Source organism: Streptomyces sp. NPDC052016 (assembly GCF_044548445.1).
In the GTDB taxonomy this organism is placed as follows: domain Bacteria; phylum Actinomycetota; class Actinomycetes; order Streptomycetales; family Streptomycetaceae; genus Streptomyces.
Window position 1 is genome coordinate 37101 of sequence record NZ_JBIUBX010000037.1, and the last position, 16337, is coordinate 53437.

The following is a 16337-nucleotide window of genomic DNA, read 5'->3' on the forward strand; positions in this document are numbered from 1 at the left end:
CGCCCGGCCCGCTTTCGCTAGTGTCTCGGCCCATGGCTAACACCCAGGGCCCCCAGGGCAACCACGACCCCGCAGGCAGCACCCAGATGTTCCGCGCGTTCGTCGACGAGGGCGCCCCCCAGTCCTCCCGCCAGGCCCCCGCGCCGGCCGGCCCCCGCATCGGCCTGATCGTGGGCATCGTCGCGGCGGTGGCGATCGTGGCGGCGGTGGCCTGGCTGGCGCTGAAGTAGCGGACGGGAGCGGGGAGCGGGGCGCCGTTCCTCACTCCCAGCGCACGGACACGTCCCGCGTCTCCACCCGCATCCCCAGGGGGACGCGCCAGGCGTCCACGCACACCGTCCAGGTGCCCCGCTCGCGGGCGCCCGGGGAGATCGGCGTCGGCAGGGGGTGCGTCGACTCGATCGTCGCCCAGTCGATTCCGATGCTGTCGATGATGTGTGTTCCGAGGGTCACCGTGCCCGAACGCACCGCCGTTCCGCCCGAGTTGTGGAGCGGGAGCGAGACCCGCTCGCACCAGCGCCGGTCCGTGGGCGTCCGTTCGGCGGCGCCGACCGTGAGGGCGGCCGGGCGGGCGGGCTCGCTGGACGGGGGGTCCGGAGGGGGCGCCGGGGTGTGACCCGGAGGTGGCGGCGGTGCGGAGGGCGACGTCGTGCCGTCCGGGCGCGAGTCGCTCACGCCTGCCGGACCCGAGCCGGTCCCGCCCCCTGGACCCGGGACGGCGGAGGTCTCCGCGGAGGGGTCGGACGCGGAGGCGCCCGGCGCCGGCCCCGCACTGTCTCCCGATCCACTGTTCCCCGATCCGCTGTTCCCCGGTCCGCCCGCCGTGGCGCCCGGCGCACCGGAGCCGGCCGGCTCGTCCAGCGGCAGCAGTCGTACCTCCCCCGTCGGCGGGACCGCGGCGCCCGACGCTCCCGGCGCCGCCCCCACCGCCACGTACCCCTCGCCGCGGCCGCCCCCGTCCGCGGCCAGCAGGCCCCCCGTGCACACGACGACGACCGCCGAGGCGCCCAGTACGGCACCCCGGCGGCCCTGTGTCCATGTCGGTCGGCGCATCGCGCCAGTGTGACTGACGTCCCGTCAGGAAGGAACCCCCTGAGCGGCGGCCGGGCCCGGCCGGCCGCCGCTACGGCCCAGGGGGCGTCTCGCCGATCACGCCGGGCTCCCGGCGTGATTCAGCCTGATCGACGAGACACCCCCTAGTCGGAGATCAGGCCCTCGCGCAGTTGCGCCAGCGTGCGGGTCAGCAGCCGGGAGACGTGCATCTGGGAGATGCCGACCTCCTCGCCGATCTGCGACTGGGTCATGTTGGCGAAGAAGCGCAGCATGATGATGCGGCGCTCGCGCGGCGGGAGCTTGGCCAGCAGCGGCTTGAGGGACTCGCGGTACTCGACGCCCTCCAGGGCCGTGTCCTCGTAGCCGAGGCGGTCGGCCAGGGAGCCCTCGCCGCCGTCGTCCTCGGGGGCGGGGGAGTCGAGGGAGGAGGCCGTGTAGGCGTTGCCGACGGCCAGGCCGTCCACCACGTCCTCCTCGGACACGCCCAGCACGGACGCCAGCTCGGCGACCGTCGGCGAGCGGTCCAGCTTCTGGGAGAGCTCGTCGCTGGCCTTCGTCAGGGCCAGCCGCAGCTCCTGGAGCCGGCGCGGCACCCGCACCGACCACGACGTGTCGCGGAAGAACCGCTTGATCTCGCCGACGACCGTCGGCATCGCGAACGTCGGGAACTCCACGCCCCGTTCGCAGTCGAAGCGGTCGATCGCCTTGATCAGGCCGATGGTGCCGACCTGGACGATGTCCTCCATCGGCTCGTTGCGCGAGCGGAAGCGGGCCGCGGCGTAGCGGACGAGCGGGAGGTTGAGCTCGATGAGGGTGTCCCGGACGTAGGCGCGCTCGGGGCTGTCCTCGTCGAGGGCGGCCAGCCGCAGGAACAGGGAGCGGGACAGGGTGCGGGTGTCGATGGCCCCCGTGGCCGGGAGTGCCGGGGCCGGCGCGGCCTCGAGGGCCGTGACGTCGTCGAGCAGGTCGGGCTCGACGGGCGTGACGGGCTCGGCGGGCGCGGACTCGCTCTTCGTGAGCGTGAGCACCTTCGAGCTGCCCTGGTCTGCGGACATGCCACCCCCTTTGGGTCGCGGGACGGTCGCGGCGGACGCTCCCGGAGAGGAAGGTCAGCCTTCACCTGAATACCGGCGCCGAAGCCCCGGCAAACGCGCTTCCCGCAGAATGTCACATGTCGGCAACACGCTGTAGTGACATGTCGACATCCGGGTAACGAATCGGCCCTGGAAAGAGGGGGTGTGACGGTCTTTCAGCGCAGATCTGTCGGGATCCGCCCTGGTGAGCGATTCGCTCGCAACGGTGACCGATCGATTGCGTATTCGGTTACGGATCTTCCCTCGGACGGACTACGCGTCGATCCGGTTCGCCGAGCGCAGGCGCTGGAAGCTGCGCGCCAGGAGACGCGAGACGTGCATCTGGGAGACGCCGAGCTCCGCGCTGATCTGTGACTGCGTCAGGTTGCTGTAGTAGCGCAGCAGCAGGATCCGCTGCTCCCGTTCAGGAAGCTGGACCAGGAGGTGGCGGACCAGGTCGCGGTGCTCCACCCCGTCCAGCGCCGGGTCCTCGTAGCCGAGGCGGTCCAGCAGGCCGGGCAGGCCGTCACCCTCCTGGGCGGCCTCCAGGGAGGTGGCGTGGTACGAGCGGCCCGCCTCGATGCAGGACAGCACCTCCTCCTCGCTGATGCGCAGCCGCTCGGCGATCTCGGCCGTGGTCGGGGTGCGGCCGAAGCAGGTGGTGAGGTCCTCGGTCGCGCTGTTGACCTGCACCCACAACTCGTGCAGCCGGCGCGGTACGTGGACCGTGCGGACGTTGTCGCGGAAGTACCGCTTGATCTCGCCGACGACCGTCGGCATCGCGAACGTGGGGAACTGCACGCCCCGGTCCGGGTCGAAGCGGTCGATGGCGTTGATGAGTCCGATGGTGCCGACCTGGACGACGTCCTCCATCGGCTCGTTGCGGGAGCGGAAACGGGCGGCCGCGTAGCGCACGAGCGGGAGATTGGCCTCGATGAGCGCCCCGCGCACCCGGTTGTGCTCCGGTGTGCCCGGCTGGAGTTCCTTGAGCTGGGTGAAGAGCACCTGGGTCAGCGCCCGGGTGTCGGCGCCGCGACGTTTCTCCGCCGTGGGGGCGGGGGTGGATGCTTCCTCCTGGGGCGGCGCAGTACTGGCCGACACGGTCAACGCCACCTCTTCATCGGTCAATCATCCGTCAAAAGCGGTCATAGCATCACAAGACATGTCCACTGTGTGCAAGCACCCCATAACGCCGTGTTGAGGGACAAGTTGGGTGCCGATCAGGTCGGGTGAGACGTGCGAAAGCCCTCCGCCGTTTCCGGTGGAGGGCCGCATGGCCGACGGGGCGTGGATCAGAACTCGTAGTCCGCGACCACCCAGGTGGCGAACTCGCGCCACAGGGCGACGCCCGCCTGGTGGGCCGGGTGCTCGAGGTAGCGCTTCAGGGCGTCCGCGTCCTCCACCGCCGAGTTGATGGCGAAGTCGTAGGCGATGGGGCGCTCGCTGATGTTCCAGCCCAGCTCCCAGAAGCGCAGTTCCCCGATCTGCCCGCCGAGGGCGCGGAAGGCCGCCTCGCCCTCCACGACCCGGGGGTCGTCGCGCTCGACGCCCTCGTTGAGCTTGAAGAGGACCAGGTGGCGGATCATGGGCACTCCCAGCGTGGTGCGGCGGCCCCCGGCTGCCTCACCGCTTACCGCGCCCCGTCGGCGAGCCAGGTGAAGAAGTCGCCGATGGCCTTGGCGGCGTCCGATATGCCCTCGAACCCTATCTGCACGTAGTCCGCGGCCTTGGCCGGGTCCGTGATGATCACGTAGAGCACGAAGACCACGAGTACGTAGACGGCGATCTTCTTGGCGTTCACCGCCACCGCGGCCTCCCTGTGAGTGCTGACCCTCGGGCCCCCTGCTGCCGGCGGCGAGTGTAACCCTCACATCATCTTGTAGGACTGACGGCACGGCGGTGAACGCCTGGACACCGGTCTCAGGCAGGTGCCGCTATCGCCGCCACCCGGGGTGTCACCAGGGCGCGGTAGCACTCCGTGCGCAGGGCGACGGACTCGTCCAGCCGGCCCGTGTTGAAGAAGATCTCCTCGTGGTCGAAGAGCGCCGGGTCGGCGACCACCTCGACCTCGGGATCGAAGCTCAGCGGCATGATCGAGCCGCTCACACAGCCCGTCAGCTGCTCGGCCACCCCGCGCACCGCGAAGGACGCCTCGGCGCCGGCGTACAGCGCGTTCAGCGCGGCCAGGTCGACACGGCGGTCGCCCGGGACCACCGCGATGACGTACCGGCGCCGCTTGCGGCTCAGGGCCACCCGGATGACCAGGCTCTTCGCGGCCTGCTCCAGGCGGTGCCCGCGCAACGCGCTGGCCAGGTCGGTGCGCCCCTGCGGCGCGTGGCTCAGGAGACGGTACTGGGCGCCGCCCCTGACGAGCAGGTCGAGCAGTCGGGCGCGGCTGTCCACGATCGCGGGCGCGGGGGACATGGGGATCCTTTCCTGGGACTGGAAGGGGTCGGCTCAGCGGTCGCGCAGCTCCAACGTGCAGCACTTGACGCTGCCGCCCGCCTTGAGCAGTTCGGTGAGCTCGACGCCGATCGGTTCGAAGCCGCGGGCGCGCAGCTGGGCCTGCAGGCCCTTGGCGGCGGTCGGCAGCAGGACGTGACGGCCGTCGGAGAAGGCGTTCAGACCGAAGACGGCGGCGTCCTCGGCGGAGGCGATCACGGCGTTCGGGAAGAGCGTGCGCAGCACGGCCCGGCTCCCCGGCGTGAACGCCTCGGGGTAGTACATGACCTCGTCGTTCGACAGCACCGCGAGCGCGGTGTCCAGGTGGTAGTGGCGGGGGTTGACCAGCGTCAGCGAGGTCACCGGCAGACCGAAGAACTCCTGCGCCTCGGCGTGCGCGCGGACGTCCGTGCGGAAGCCGGTGCCGGCCAGGATCCGCCGGCCCACGGTGAGGAAGTCGCCCTCGCCCTCGTTGATGTGCTCCGGCCACAGCACGTCCCGGTAGCCCTGCTCCTGGAACCAGCGCAGGTAGGCGGGCCCCTCGGCGGTGCGCTCGGCGTGCCGGAAGCGGGCGCCGAAGACCTTGCCGTCGACGACGGTGGCGCCGTTGGCGGCGAACACCATGTCGGGCAGGTCCTCGACCGGCTTGATCTCCTCGACGCTGTGCCCGAGGTCGATGTAGAGGTCGCGCAGCTGCTCCCACTGGCGCAGCGCGAGCGAGGTGTCGGTGCTGCGGTCGGGGTCCATCCACGGGTTGATCGAGTAGGTGACGTCGTAGTGCCGCGGCCGGCACATCAGCAGGCGTCGGCGGGTGGCGACCCGCTCGGGCTGCCGGTCCCGGTAGGTCGAACCGGTGGGGGTGATGGTGTCGGTGACGGGCACGGGTGCTCCTTGACGGGTGCTCATGGGTGGTGAGGGGCGGTCAGGACTCGGGGCCGGCCCGCCCGGAGGGTGGGTGGACGGACCGGTGCGTGCGGGGGCTGTCAGCCGGAGACGGCCGCTTCCTCGCGGGTGCCGGCGGCGGGCGGCTGACCGGCCGCCGGCTCGGCGGGCCCGGCCGCCGCGGCGGATCCTGCGGGCTCGGTCGACACGGCGGATCCGGCGGGTTCGTCCGGCTCGGTCGAGGCGGCGGGCTGCGTCGAATCCTCGGGCTCGGCAGGCTCGTCCGAGGCGCGCAGGCCCGCGTGGGCCAGGGCCGCGGCCAGGACGCCGAGGACGGCGCAGGCGACCCAGACGCCGTCGCCGTAACGGGTCCACACGAGCATGCCGAGCGCCGGGCCGACGGCCGAGCCGAGGCCGAAGACGGCCTGGGAGGCGGCGATGTAGCGGCCGCGGACCTTCTCCTCGGCCTTGGCCGGGTGGGCCCACAGCGTCGGGCCGCTGACCATCAGGCCGCCGACGCTGACGGCGGTGGTCAGCAGGATCAGCGCGGGCACGCTGCCCGGCAGGCCGAAGCCGGCGATGCCGAGGCAGTACACGAACGTGCCCACCGTCGCCGCCGTGCTGGCCCGCCAGCGGCTCACCCGGGCGGTCACCGCCAGCTCCAGGCTGATCAGCAGCGCCGAGGACAGGGTGAGCACGGCGCTGTAGAGGGCCGTGGAGTGGCCCGCGTCCTCCAGGTCGACCGGCAGGACCGCGAAGAACTGGGCGTAGACCAGCGCGCTGAACAGCATCGAGGTCAGATAGAAGAGGAAGCGGTGGTCGCGGACCATCACGCCGTACGCGGAGCGCTGGGCCTCCCTGGCGGTGGCCTCCTCGGCGGCGTCCCGCGACGGGTCCTTCTTCGCCGGCTTGGGCAACAGGGTGGCGGCGAGCAGCGCGTAGACCAGGGCGGTCACGCCGTCGAACCAGAACAGCAGGTTCCAGTCGATCTGGATGAGGCCCGCGGCCAGCAGCGGTCCGGCGGCGGCGCCGACGTTCATGGCGATCCGCAGCATGGAGAAGCCCATGACCCGGTACTCGTCCGGCATCAGCTCGCTCAGCAGGGCGGAGGCGGCCGGGCGGTAGGACTGGGTCATCAGACCGAGCAGCACCACCAGGCAGAGCAGCACCGGGTAGGTGCCGGGCTCGGCCAGCCACGGGATGACGAAGACCAGGACCGAGGAGCCGCCCATCGCGGTGACGATGGTGTTGCGGCTGCCGAGCCGGGAGGTCAGCTCGCCTCCCAGGACGGTGCCCGCGACCGCGCCCACGCCGTAGGCGCCGAGCAGGAAGCCGGCCTTGTCGACGCCGTATCCGCGGTGCGTCAGGTACAGCACCAGGAAAGTCTGCACGAAGGCGCCGAGCTGGTTGAGCAGCACGCCGCCGAGGAGGTAGCGGACCGAGCGGGGGGTGGCCCGCAGGGCGTCGAGGACGCCGGGTGCGGAGGCGTCCTTCTCGGGGCCGTTCCTGGGCTTGGACATCACAGACTCCTTCGGAAAACCGTTCAGTGGTTCAGGAACCGACGGCCTGGTCGAAGGAGAAGACCCCGTCCGGGTCGTACTTCTCCTTCACCTCGACCAGGCGCGGGTAGTTGGCGCCGTAGTAGGCCTCGCGCCAGTTCGTCAGCTCCGGGTCGACGAAGTTCTGGTAGGCGGAGCCGGTGACGTGCGGGGCCATGGCGGCGTGCATGCCGTTCAGCCAGTCGAGGTTCGCGTCGATCCGCGCGGCGCCGTCGTCGTCCGTCCACGAGGTGTCCATCGAGACCAGGAACAGGGTGTCCCGGTGGACGAAGGCGGTGGCGTCGGGGGCCACGCGGTTGATGGTGCCGCCCCAGGAGAACAGGCCGGCCCCGCCGCCGTCGGCGTTGTGGCTGCCCGGCCAGCGCTCGACCCAGGACAGCAGCGTCTCGACGCCCTCGGCGGCCAGCGGCTCCCGGACGTAGTTGGAGCGCAGCGCGAACTGGTCCCCGCTCGTCGCGTGCACCATGTACTTGTTGGCCTCCCAGAACGTCCGCTCGGTGACGTCCCTCGTGACCGGGGTGGCCACGGCCAGCACCGGGTCGAGGATCTCCAGGCACGCGCTCGCGGGCCCGAAGTACTGGCCCTGGAGGGTGACTTCGAGGTTGTCGCGGATCGCGCCGAGGCCCGTGCCGTACGTCCACACGCCGAGCCGGGCCGCGAAGTCGTCCGGGGCCTGCCGGACCATGCGCTGGCCGGCCTCCAGGACGGCGGCCGCGTCCGCCCACTTCCAGGTCAGGTGGAAGGTCGTGACGTCGGGGACCGGGTGGGCCTGGAAGGTGAGGGAGACGTTGATGCCGAAGTTGCCCCCGCCGCCGCCCTTGCACGCCCAGAACAGGTCCGGGTTCTCCCGCTCGCTGGCCACCACGACGGAGCCGTCGGCGAGCACCACCGTGGTCTCCACCAGGGCGTCCGCGGTCAGGCCGTAGCGGCGGGCGGCGAACGCGGCGCCGCCGCCGAGCGCGAGCCCGGCCACACCGACGGTCGGGCTGGTGCCGGTGGAGAAGACCATCTCGTAGGGCTGCATCGCGTCGTAGACGTGGCTGATCTTCGCGCCGCCGCCCGCGACGACCAGGCCGGTGGAGCCGTCGGCGCGGGTCTGCGTGAGGCGGCTGAGGTCGATGACCAGGCCTTCGTTGACGGAGTAGCCGGCGAAGCTGTGGCCGCCGTTGCGGGCCACCACCGGGATGCCCTGCTCCCGCGCCCACACCAGCGCCCGGCGCACGTCCGCGGTGTGCGCCGCGGTGACGACGGCGGACGGGGCGCGGTCCCGGTAGCGGGTGTTGAACAGCCGGGAGCCCACCCGGAAGCCGGCGCTGCCCGGCAGGAAGACACGCCCCTCGACCTCGCGGGCGAGCGCGGAGTAGTCGACACCGGCCGCCACCTCAGCGCACCTCCTCGATGTACGAGATGCCGCTGTCGGCGTGGGCGCCGTAGCGCTCCCAGCGCTCGTGCAGCCGGATCCGGCCGTCGGCCAGCACCTCCGGGGTGTTCACGCTGTGGCCGGAGATCACGCGCCCGTCGTCCAGGACCATGCTGTACGAGAAGCTGATCACGCCGTCCGCGTCGCGGGTGCCCGCGAGGGAGCCGCGCCGTACGTCGCCGCCGGCGAACTCGGCCCAGACCAGGTCGCCCTGCTGCCGGTACAGCGCGGAGGGGGCGTCCTCGGCCGGGTCCCGGAGGACCTTCCTGAATCGCTTGCCGTCGTAATTGATCACGTCGGCCATCGAAGCCGTGGCCGGAGTTGCCCGGAAGGGCCGCGGCCGACGGCCAATCAACCGGACGCCGGCGGGCCCCGGACCGGTGTTGATTGGCCTTGCCGGACATGGCTTCCGGGCAACGCGCACGCCCCGTGGAATCGGGTTGTCACTCGGCTTCAGTCGGCTTCAGGAGGCGAACAGCGCGTGGACGAGAACGGCGCACAGAACGGCGCGGACGGCGAGCGGGAAGCGGACGGCGTGATCCTGCTCATCGGGTGCGGTCTGCGCAAGTACCGCGAGTACCTGCTGGCCGGCGCGGCCGCGACCCACCCCGTCTGGCTGTTCACGGGCGAGGCGCCCGACTGGCAGAGCCCCTTCCTCACCGGACACACCGTCGTGGACGTCACCGACCGGGCGGCCGTGCTCGCGGCGGCGAAGGAGCTGGCGGACCGCGTCCCCGTGCGCGGAGTGCTCAGCTGGGACGAGACCCTGATCGTGACGACCGCCCACGTGGCCGAGGCCCTTGGGCTGCCCGGCGCGGGCGTGGACGGCGTGGAGGGCTGCCGGGACAAGTTCCGCAGCCGCCGGCTGCTCACCGAGGCGGGCGTCGACCAGCCGCGGTACGCCTGGGTGGACACCGCCGAGGAGGCACTCGCGGCGGCGGAGTCGATCGGCTACCCGGTCGTCGTGAAGCCGCGCGGGATGGGCGCCAGCATCGGGGTCGTCCTGGCCGCCGACGCCGGGGAGGTCGTCGAGGCGTTCCGCACCGCCGACGAGGCCAGCCGGATCGGCGCGGTGTCCTACCGGGGCGGCGCGCTGGTCGAGGAGTACCTCGACGGGCCCGAGATCAGCATCGACGCGGCCGTCGTCGACGGCGAGTACCACCCGATGTTCGTCGCCCGCAAACAGGTCGGCCTCTTCCCCTACTTCGAGGAGATCGGCCACCACGTCGCCGCCGACGACCCGCTGCGCACCGACGAGACGCTGCTCGCGATGCTCCGCGCCGCGCACCGTGCCATCGGCTACGGCCACGGCGTCACCCACACCGAGGTGAAGCTGACCGCCCGCGGACCGGTCATCGTCGAGATCAACGGCCGCCTCGGGGGCGATCTCATCCCGCGCATCGGGCAGCTCGCCACCGGTATCGACCCGGCCCGCGCCGCCGTTCGCGCCGCTCTCGGGCTGCGTCCCGACTTCGGCGACACCGTCCGCCGCACGGTCGGCATCCGCTTCGGCTACCCGCCCGAGGACTGCGAGGTGCTCGCCGTCGTGCCGCCCACGGAGGCGGAGGGGCTGCTGGCCGCCGAGGCGATGGCGGAGCCGGGCACCGAGCTGCGGCTGCCGCCGAACGGTTACATCGCGCGTCACTCGTACGTCGTCGTCGCCGGGGCGGACCCGGAGGAGGCCGCGGGCCGGCTGGACGCGGCCGCGGCACTCGTCCGCCTCGAATGGCGGCCGCTGGCCGTGCCCGTCGCGGCCTGACGGCGGTTCGCGCCCCCGCGGCCCCGTCCCGGCCTGACGGCGGTTCGCGCCCCCGCCGCCCCGTCCCGTCCCGTCCCGTCCCCGGGGCCACGGCCCCCGGATCCCCGCTCCGGCCCCTGAACGGGCCTCGTCCTCGAACGCCGGACGGGCCGGATCGAAAGACTGCCCGTCCCGTGCTGACGCGCCGCACGTCCGGATGCACCTGCCCGGTCTCGTCGCCGGGCGCCGGACGGCCCGGATCAGCCGACCGTCTCGTGCCGAGGCGCCGGACGGCCTGGATCAGCCGCCCGTCTCTGCTCAAGCGCCGGACGGGCTGGATGCACCCGCTGCTCCCGGGCGGGTCACCAGTCCCCGCACCCGCAGTCCAGTCCCTTTCTCTGGAGTACTTCATGGCACACCGCACCGTCGAACTGCTCGCCGTCGGGGCCGGCCCGGCGAACCTCGCCCTCGCGGTCGCGCTCGAGGAGATGGCCCCCGAGCTCGCGGGCCGGACCCTCGTCGTCGAGCGCGAGGAGAACGTCGTATGGCAGCGGGGCATGCTGCTGCCCGACGCACTGAGCCAGGTCTCCTTCCTCAAGGACCTGGTCACGATGCGCAATCCGCGCAGCGGGTTCTCCTTCCTCAGCTTCCTGCAGGCACGCGGCCGGCTGGACGCGTTCGTCAACCTGGGCAGCTGGGTGCCGTACCGCAGTGAGATATCCGAGTACCTCCAGTGGGTCGCGGACTCGCTGGAGGAGGTGAACGTCGAGTACGGCCGCGGGGTCACGGCGGTCACCCCGGTGTCCGGCGGCGACGGGGAACTCACCGGCTGGACCGTGGAGCTGGCGGACGGCGACACGATCGGCTGCCGTTACCTGGTGATCGGCGCCGGCCGGGACGCGCACGTGCCGGCCGTGTTCGAGGGGCTGCCGGCCGAGCGGGTCATCCACTCCACCGAGTACCAGCAGCGCATCGCGTCCGTCCCGACCGACCGCCCGCTGCGGGTCGCCGTCGTCGGCGGAGCGCAGAGCGCGGCCGAACTGTTCGGCGCGGCCCTGCGGGACCTGCCCGACTGCCGCCCGACGATGATCATGCGCTCCATCGGTCTGAACGGCTACGAGAGCAGCAAGTTCACCAACGAGCTGTTCTACTCGTCGTTCGTCGACGACTTCTACGAGGCCGCGCCCGACGCCCGCCGGCAGCTGCTGGCGGAGATGCACCGCGCCAACTACGGAGGCCTGGCCCCGGCCACCCTCGACGGGCTGTACCGGCAGTTCTACCAGGACCGGCGGGACGGCGTCGGCCGGCTCGGCATGGTCACCATGACCGACATCACCGGTGCCGCGACCGACGGCGACGACCTCGTCCTGACCCTCACCGACCGCCGCAGCGGCGCCACCCGCGAGCTGCGCACCGACCTGCTGCTGCTCGGCACCGGCTTCGACCGCGCGATGCCCCGCATGGTCCGCGCGCTCGGTGACGCGCTCGGCCTGGACGACCTCGCGGTCACCCGCAACTACCGCCTGGAGCTGGGCCGTCCGGCCACCGGCGCCCTCTACCTCCAGGGCGTCAACGAGTCCACCCACGGCATCGCCGACTCCCTGCTCAGCGTGCTCGCCGCCCGCTCCGCGGAAATCACCGAGGACCTCCTCAAGCACCGTGCCGAACACCCGGCCGGGGACCGCGCACGCGCCCTCGCCGCCGCCTGACCGACGCCCTTCCCAGCAGAGAGACGCCCATGCTCATCAAGAACCTCGACCGCGCCGGCCTCACCCACGAGAACGGGCTCGACGCCCAGCGCCTGCTGCCCTGGCCCCAGCTGAACGCCCCCTTCGAGGGCTCCTGGTGCGTCATCCGCCCCGGCACCGCGTCCACCCCGCACGCCCACCACGAGTACGAGATCTTCATCGCCCTGCGCGGCGAGGCCTTCCTGGAGTCCGACGGCGAGCGCGTGCCGTTCAACGCCGGCGACATCGTGCACTTCCCGCCCCACCACGAGCACCGCGTCGTCAACGACTCCGGCGCCGACTTCGAGATGTACAGCGTCTGGTGGGACGCCGAGATGGCCGAGCGCTTCACCGCCCGTCACATTGCCAAGGAGGCCTGACCGTGAGCGAGGACACGCGCCGCACCGTCATCATCGGCCCGCCCCCCACCCCCAACGGCGACCTGCACGTCGGCCACATCGCCGGCCCGTACATGGCGGCCGACGTCCACGCCCGCTACCTGCGGGCCACCGGGCAGCCGGTGCTGTACACGACCGGCACGGACGACAGCCAGACGTATGTCGTCTCCAGCGCGGCCAAGCTCGGCACCACCGCGCAGGCGCTCGCCGAGAAGTCCTGGCACGAGATCCGCGAGACGCTCGGCCTGATGGGCGTCTCCGTCGACGCCTTCGCCCCCTTCGACGACGGCTACCGCGCGATGGCCCTGGACTTCCTGAGCCGGCTGCACGCGGCCGGCAGATTCAGGCTCCGCACGGTGCGGTTGCCGTACGTGGAGGCCACCGGCGAGTTCCTGATGGAGGGCCTGGTCAGCGGCGGCTGCCCGGTCTGCCTGGCGGTCAGCCGGGGCGGGCTGTGCGAGGGCTGCGGACACCCCAACAACTTCACCGAGCTGACCGACCCGCGCTCCACGGTCGACCCGACGGCCGAGGTGACGTACCGCGAGGCCGAGATCCTCGTCCTGCCGCTGGAGGAGTACCGCGAGCAGCTCACCGCCTTCCACGAGGCCAAGCAGTCCACCTGGCGGCCGCACATCGTGCAGCTGATGCGGGAGCTGCTGGCCCGCCCGCTGCCGGACTTCCCGATCACCTATCCGACGGGCTGGGGCATCCCCGCGCCGTTCCCGGAGACGCCGGGACAGGTCCTCAACGCGTGGGCCGAGGGCATGCCGGCCTCCATGTACTGCACCGCGGAGGCCCAGCGCGCCCACGGTGAGCGGCCGGCCTCCGACGACGAGCTGTGGCTCGCGGAGAGCGACATCCGGCTCGTCTACTTCCTCGGCTTCGACAACGCCTACTTCTGGGGCCTGACCCACCTGACGCTGCTCCTCGCCCACGAGGGCCGGTACGTCGTCCCGGACGCGATCGTCTGCAACGAGTTCTACGAGCTGGAGAACGAGAAGTTCTCCACCAGCAAGGGCCACGTGGTGTGGACCCGCGACCTGGTCCGCGAGGTCCCCCGCGACCTCGTCCGCTTCTACCTGGCCCTCACCGCCCCGGAGCACTCCCGCACCAACTTCTCCCGGGCCGCCCTGGAGAAGATCACCGGCGAGCGGCTGGTCGAGCCGTGGAACCGGCTGGCCGGCCTGCTCGACAAGGCGGTCGCCGAACTCGGGCTCCAGGGCCAGGACCTGCCGGTGTCGGAGGCGGCGAACGCCCGCCGGGCGGCGATGGCCGAGCGGTTCGCGTCGGGCTACCGGCTCACCGGCTACAGCCTCAGCCGCACGGCCGACCTGATCCCGCTGCACACCGAGCGTCTCCTGGGCCGGACCGAGGCCCTGCTGGACGCGCCGTCCCCGGCCGGCCGGGAGGAGTCCGCCGCCGAGCTCGGCGACCTGTTCGCGGAGGTGCGGACCCTGCTGGCCGCGGCCTCCCCGGTCCTCATCGACCTGGCCGAACGGGCCCGTGCGGAGGGCGGTTTCGACGGCTCCTTCGCCGTGGCGCCCGAGGAGCGGACGACCAGGCCGTTCACGATCCCGACGCTCGGCTGACCCGTCGGCGCCGACCCGCGACCGACTCCGTATCCGAACCCGACCAGCGAAAGGAGGTGCCCGATGCGTGTCACCGTGGTGGGCGGCGGTGTGATCGCCCTGCTGACCGCCGTGGAATGCGCCCTCGGCGGACACCGGGTCACGGTCGTCGACCAGGGGCCCATCCCGTACAGCCGGGCCACCTCTTTCGACCAGCACCGCATCCTGCGGGCCCTGCACCCGGCCGACCCGCGCAGCACCGCGGCCGCGCTCAGCGCCCACCGGCACTGGCTGGACCTGGAGGAACTGCTCGCCACCCGCTTCTACGAGCGGGTCGGCGCGCTCACCGTGCTGCCGCCCGCCGCGGCGGACGAGGGCGCGCTCCTCCTCACCGGAGCCGGCGGTCACGCGCGCACGCTCACCGCGGCCGCGCTCGCCGACCGGTACCCGCACCTCTCCCTCGACGGGGCCCTGGCCGGCGTCCTGGAGGAGGATGCCGGGGTGCTGCTCGCCGAGAGGGTGCTCGCCGCCTGCGTGGGCTGGCTGAAGTGGCGGCCCGGCATCGACCTCGTCGCGCACCGGCCGGTGGTGGCGGTAGACGGGGAGCGCGGGCGGGTCCGGCTCGCGGACGGGCGGGTCCTCGACGCCGACGGCGTCCTGGTCGCCGTGGGGCCGTGGGCACGGGGACTGCTGCCCGAGCGGGTGGCCAAGACGCTCACCCTGCACCGGCAGTCGCTGCTGTACTGCCGGGTGCCCGGGGAACAGGCGGAGGCCTGGGCGGCGACCCCGGCGATCCCGGCGCTCGGCACCCGGCGGGGTGCCTGGCTGATCCCGCCGGTCGCCGGTACCGCGCTCAAGGTGACCTCGGCCGCGCTGTGCCGCGAGGCCGACGACATCACCGACCACCGCACGCCCGAGGAGTACCAGCACGAGCTGGCGGCCGAGTTCGGCGACCTGCTGCCGGGCTTCTCCCCGGCCTGGGTGCTCGGCAGCAAGGACTGCTACTACCTGTCGTACGCCGAGACCGGGGGCCCGCTCGTGGTCTCCCTCGGGGGCGCCGCGCACGCCTACGCGGCCTGCGGGGGCTCCTCCTTCAAGTTCGCGCCGCTGATCGCCCGCACCCTCGCCGACCGCGTCCTCGGCCGCGTCCCCGCGCCCACCGGCCTGGCGGCCCTGGACACCGCACCCCTCGACGCCTCCCTCTGACCTCCGTTGAAAGGAACGCCATGAAGCTCCTGGCGATCGAAGCCCGGCAGAACGCCACCTACTACGTCTCCCGCTACGAACAGGTCGTCGGCCTGGGCGCCGACCTGTACGTGCTCAACGGCGAGGGCACGGAGGACTTCTGGCCCGCCGACCGCTACCGCGTCGCGGGCTCGCGGGCCGTGGAGGACCTGATCGCCGCGGCCAAGGAGTGGCACGCCGAGGAGCGGTTCGAGGGCGTCTTCACGTTCTCCGAGTCCGGGGTCCTCGCGGTCGCCGCCGTCGCCGAGGCCCTCGGCCTGCCCGGCATCGGCGTGGAGGCCGCCCGCGCCAGCCGCAACAAGCTGCTGATGCGCGAGGCCCACGAGCGCGGCGCCGCCGCCCACCCGTCCTTCCGCTTCGTCACCGACGAGAGCCAGGCCCTGGCCGCCGCCGCGGAGTTCGGCTACCCGGTGATCGTGAAGCCCACCCTGGGCGCCGCCTCCAACTACGTCTTCCGCGCCGACGACGAGCGCGAGCTGCGCGAGCGCTACGCCCAGGCCGCCCAGGGCCTGACCGAGCTGTCCTGGTACGCCATGGAGGCCGACGGCCTCGACCTCGGCCCGCACGGGCTGCTGGTGGAGTCCTTCCTCGACGGCGACGAGTTCCTCATCGAGGCCCTGGCCTGGGACGGCGAGGTGTACCTCGGCTCGATCGTCGACCGGGTCACCGCCGAGGGCGACACCTTCGACGACGACGTCCACCACGCCCCCACCGCGCTCACCCCGCGGCAGGTGGAGGCCGTGCACGAGGTCGTCGCCGCCGGCGCCCGCGCCCAGGGGCTGGTCCGCAGCGTGATGCACGCCGAGATCCGCTTCCACGAGGGCCGCCCGCACATCGTGGAGATCGCCGTGCGCCCCGGGGGCGGCGGCCTGGACCACATGGCCCGCATCTCCGCCGGCTACGACCCGATCGCCGCCGTCGCCGACGTGGCCCGCGGAGTCCGCCCGCGGGTGGCCCACTACACGCCGACCGGCGTCCACACCGCAGCGATGTGCCTGCTGCCGCCGTCCTCCGGCGAGATCGCGGACGTCCACGTCCCCGACGAGGTCACCGGCCGTGATGACCTGTTCTTCCTCAAGGTCACCGCCAAGCCCGGCGACCGGGTCCGCCGCCCGCCGGAGGGCAACAGCATCCTCGGCTTCCTCGGCGTGACCGGCACGTCCTTCGAGGACGCGATGTCCACCGCCGAGGAACTCGCCGCCCAGGTCCGCGCCGACCTGATCTGAACCCAG

General features: G+C 72.6%; 17 protein-coding genes. 7 read left to right on the forward strand and 10 right to left on the reverse strand.

What is annotated here, in order from left to right; all coding sequences use genetic code 11:
• Window positions 1-32: 32 nt before the first annotated feature.
• Window positions 33-230 carry a hypothetical protein gene (locus ACIHAR_RS35780; RefSeq protein ID WP_365465571.1) on the forward strand — a complete coding sequence of 66 codons (198 nt, stop codon included), beginning with the start codon at window positions 33-35 and terminating at the stop codon, window positions 228-230.
• A 31-nt stretch (window positions 231-261) separates the two neighbouring features.
• Here the strand turns inward: ACIHAR_RS35780 and ACIHAR_RS35785 are convergent, their stop codons facing one another.
• The 10 genes from ACIHAR_RS35785 to ACIHAR_RS35830 all read right to left on the reverse strand — a co-directional run bounded on the left by ACIHAR_RS35785 (window position 262) and on the right by ACIHAR_RS35830 (window position 8724).
• Window positions 262-1053, reverse strand: coding sequence for a hypothetical protein (locus ACIHAR_RS35785; protein ID WP_400023387.1), 792 nt, complete (start codon window positions 1051-1053; stop codon window positions 262-264).
• A 143-nt stretch (window positions 1054-1196) separates the two neighbouring features.
• A complete protein-coding gene (locus ACIHAR_RS35790; RefSeq protein ID WP_365465577.1) occupies window positions 1197-2108 on the reverse strand; it encodes an RNA polymerase sigma factor SigF in 912 nt (303 codons plus the stop codon).
• A 291-nt stretch (window positions 2109-2399) separates the two neighbouring features.
• Window positions 2400-3233, reverse strand: coding sequence for an RNA polymerase sigma factor SigF (locus ACIHAR_RS35795; RefSeq protein WP_365465675.1), 834 nt, complete (start codon window positions 3231-3233; stop codon window positions 2400-2402).
• A gap of 185 nt (window positions 3234-3418) precedes the next feature.
• Window positions 3419-3712 (reverse strand): Dabb family protein, encoded by a 294-nt coding sequence (locus tag ACIHAR_RS35800; RefSeq protein WP_388757133.1) that lies wholly within the window; start codon window positions 3710-3712, stop codon window positions 3419-3421.
• Between the two features lie 44 nt (window positions 3713-3756).
• Complete coding sequence (locus tag ACIHAR_RS35805) at window positions 3757-3933, reverse strand: hypothetical protein (protein WP_099936500.1); 177 nt, start codon at window positions 3931-3933, stop codon at window positions 3757-3759.
• Between the two features lie 113 nt (window positions 3934-4046).
• The gene (locus ACIHAR_RS35810; protein ID WP_365465583.1) at window positions 4047-4550 is read right to left on the reverse strand and encodes a YbaK/EbsC family protein; all 504 of its coding nucleotides are present in this window, start codon (window positions 4548-4550) and stop codon (window positions 4047-4049) included.
• Between the two features lie 33 nt (window positions 4551-4583).
• Complete coding sequence (ddaH, locus tag ACIHAR_RS35815; RefSeq protein WP_365465586.1) at window positions 4584-5450, reverse strand: dimethylargininase; 867 nt, start codon at window positions 5448-5450, stop codon at window positions 4584-4586.
• A gap of 101 nt (window positions 5451-5551) precedes the next feature.
• On the reverse strand, window positions 5552-6970 hold the full coding sequence (locus ACIHAR_RS35820; protein ID WP_400023389.1) for an MFS transporter: 1419 nt from the start codon (window positions 6968-6970) through the stop codon (window positions 5552-5554).
• 31 nt (window positions 6971-7001) lie between these two features.
• Entirely contained in the window at window positions 7002-8390 is a 1389-nt protein-coding gene (locus ACIHAR_RS35825) for an FAD-binding oxidoreductase (RefSeq protein WP_400023390.1), read from the reverse strand.
• Window position 8391: 1 nt separating this feature from the next.
• Complete coding sequence (locus ACIHAR_RS35830) at window positions 8392-8724, reverse strand: hypothetical protein (RefSeq protein WP_365465595.1); 333 nt, start codon at window positions 8722-8724, stop codon at window positions 8392-8394.
• A 186-nt stretch (window positions 8725-8910) separates the two neighbouring features.
• Here ACIHAR_RS35830 and ACIHAR_RS35835 point away from each other — a divergent pair, with 186 nt between their 5' ends.
• The 6 genes from ACIHAR_RS35835 (at window position 8911) to ACIHAR_RS35860 (ending at window position 16331) form a co-directional block, all read left to right on the forward strand.
• Entirely contained in the window at window positions 8911-10188 is a 1278-nt protein-coding gene (locus tag ACIHAR_RS35835; protein ID WP_400023392.1) for an acetyl-CoA carboxylase biotin carboxylase subunit family protein, read from the forward strand.
• Between the two features lie 389 nt (window positions 10189-10577).
• Complete coding sequence (locus ACIHAR_RS35840; protein ID WP_365465601.1) at window positions 10578-11876, forward strand: SidA/IucD/PvdA family monooxygenase; 1299 nt, start codon at window positions 10578-10580, stop codon at window positions 11874-11876.
• A gap of 29 nt (window positions 11877-11905) precedes the next feature.
• On the forward strand, window positions 11906-12274 hold the full coding sequence (locus tag ACIHAR_RS35845) for a cupin domain-containing protein (RefSeq protein WP_365465604.1): 369 nt from the start codon (window positions 11906-11908) through the stop codon (window positions 12272-12274).
• Window positions 12275-12276: 2 nt separating this feature from the next.
• Window positions 12277-13881 carry a class I tRNA ligase family protein gene (locus tag ACIHAR_RS35850; protein WP_400023394.1) on the forward strand — a complete coding sequence of 535 codons (1605 nt, stop codon included), beginning with the start codon at window positions 12277-12279 and terminating at the stop codon, window positions 13879-13881.
• 63 nt (window positions 13882-13944) lie between these two features.
• Window positions 13945-15066, forward strand: a complete 1122-nt coding sequence (locus ACIHAR_RS35855) for an NAD(P)/FAD-dependent oxidoreductase (RefSeq protein ID WP_400023395.1) — start codon at window positions 13945-13947, stop codon at window positions 15064-15066.
• 20 nt (window positions 15067-15086) lie between these two features.
• Window positions 15087-16331 (forward strand): ATP-grasp domain-containing protein, encoded by a 1245-nt coding sequence (locus tag ACIHAR_RS35860; RefSeq protein ID WP_365465613.1) that lies wholly within the window; start codon window positions 15087-15089, stop codon window positions 16329-16331.
• The last annotated feature ends 6 nt before the right edge of the window (window positions 16332-16337 follow it).

Bases quoted from the DNA above. Each gene is read 5' to 3' on its own strand.
- ACIHAR_RS35780 (WP_365465571.1), top strand. From the start codon at position 33: ATGGCTAACACCCAGGGCCCCCAGGGCAACCACGACCCCGCAGGCAGC.
- ACIHAR_RS35785 (WP_400023387.1), bottom strand. From the start codon at position 1,053: ATGCGCCGACCGACATGGACACAGGGCCGCCGGGGTGCCGTACTGGGC.
- ACIHAR_RS35790 (WP_365465577.1), bottom strand. From the start codon at position 2,108: ATGTCCGCAGACCAGGGCAGCTCGAAGGTGCTCACGCTCACGAAGAGC.
- ACIHAR_RS35800 (WP_388757133.1), bottom strand. From the start codon at position 3,712: ATGATCCGCCACCTGGTCCTCTTCAAGCTCAACGAGGGCGTCGAGCGC.
- ACIHAR_RS35810 (WP_365465583.1), bottom strand. From the start codon at position 4,550: ATGTCCCCCGCGCCCGCGATCGTGGACAGCCGCGCCCGACTGCTCGAC.
- ACIHAR_RS35820 (WP_400023389.1), bottom strand. From the start codon at position 6,970: ATGTCCAAGCCCAGGAACGGCCCCGAGAAGGACGCCTCCGCACCCGGC.
- ACIHAR_RS35840 (WP_365465601.1), top strand. From the start codon at position 10,578: ATGGCACACCGCACCGTCGAACTGCTCGCCGTCGGGGCCGGCCCGGCG.
- ACIHAR_RS35845 (WP_365465604.1), top strand. From the start codon at position 11,906: ATGCTCATCAAGAACCTCGACCGCGCCGGCCTCACCCACGAGAACGGG.
- ACIHAR_RS35855 (WP_400023395.1), top strand. From the start codon at position 13,945: ATGCGTGTCACCGTGGTGGGCGGCGGTGTGATCGCCCTGCTGACCGCC.
- ACIHAR_RS35860 (WP_365465613.1), top strand. From the start codon at position 15,087: ATGAAGCTCCTGGCGATCGAAGCCCGGCAGAACGCCACCTACTACGTC.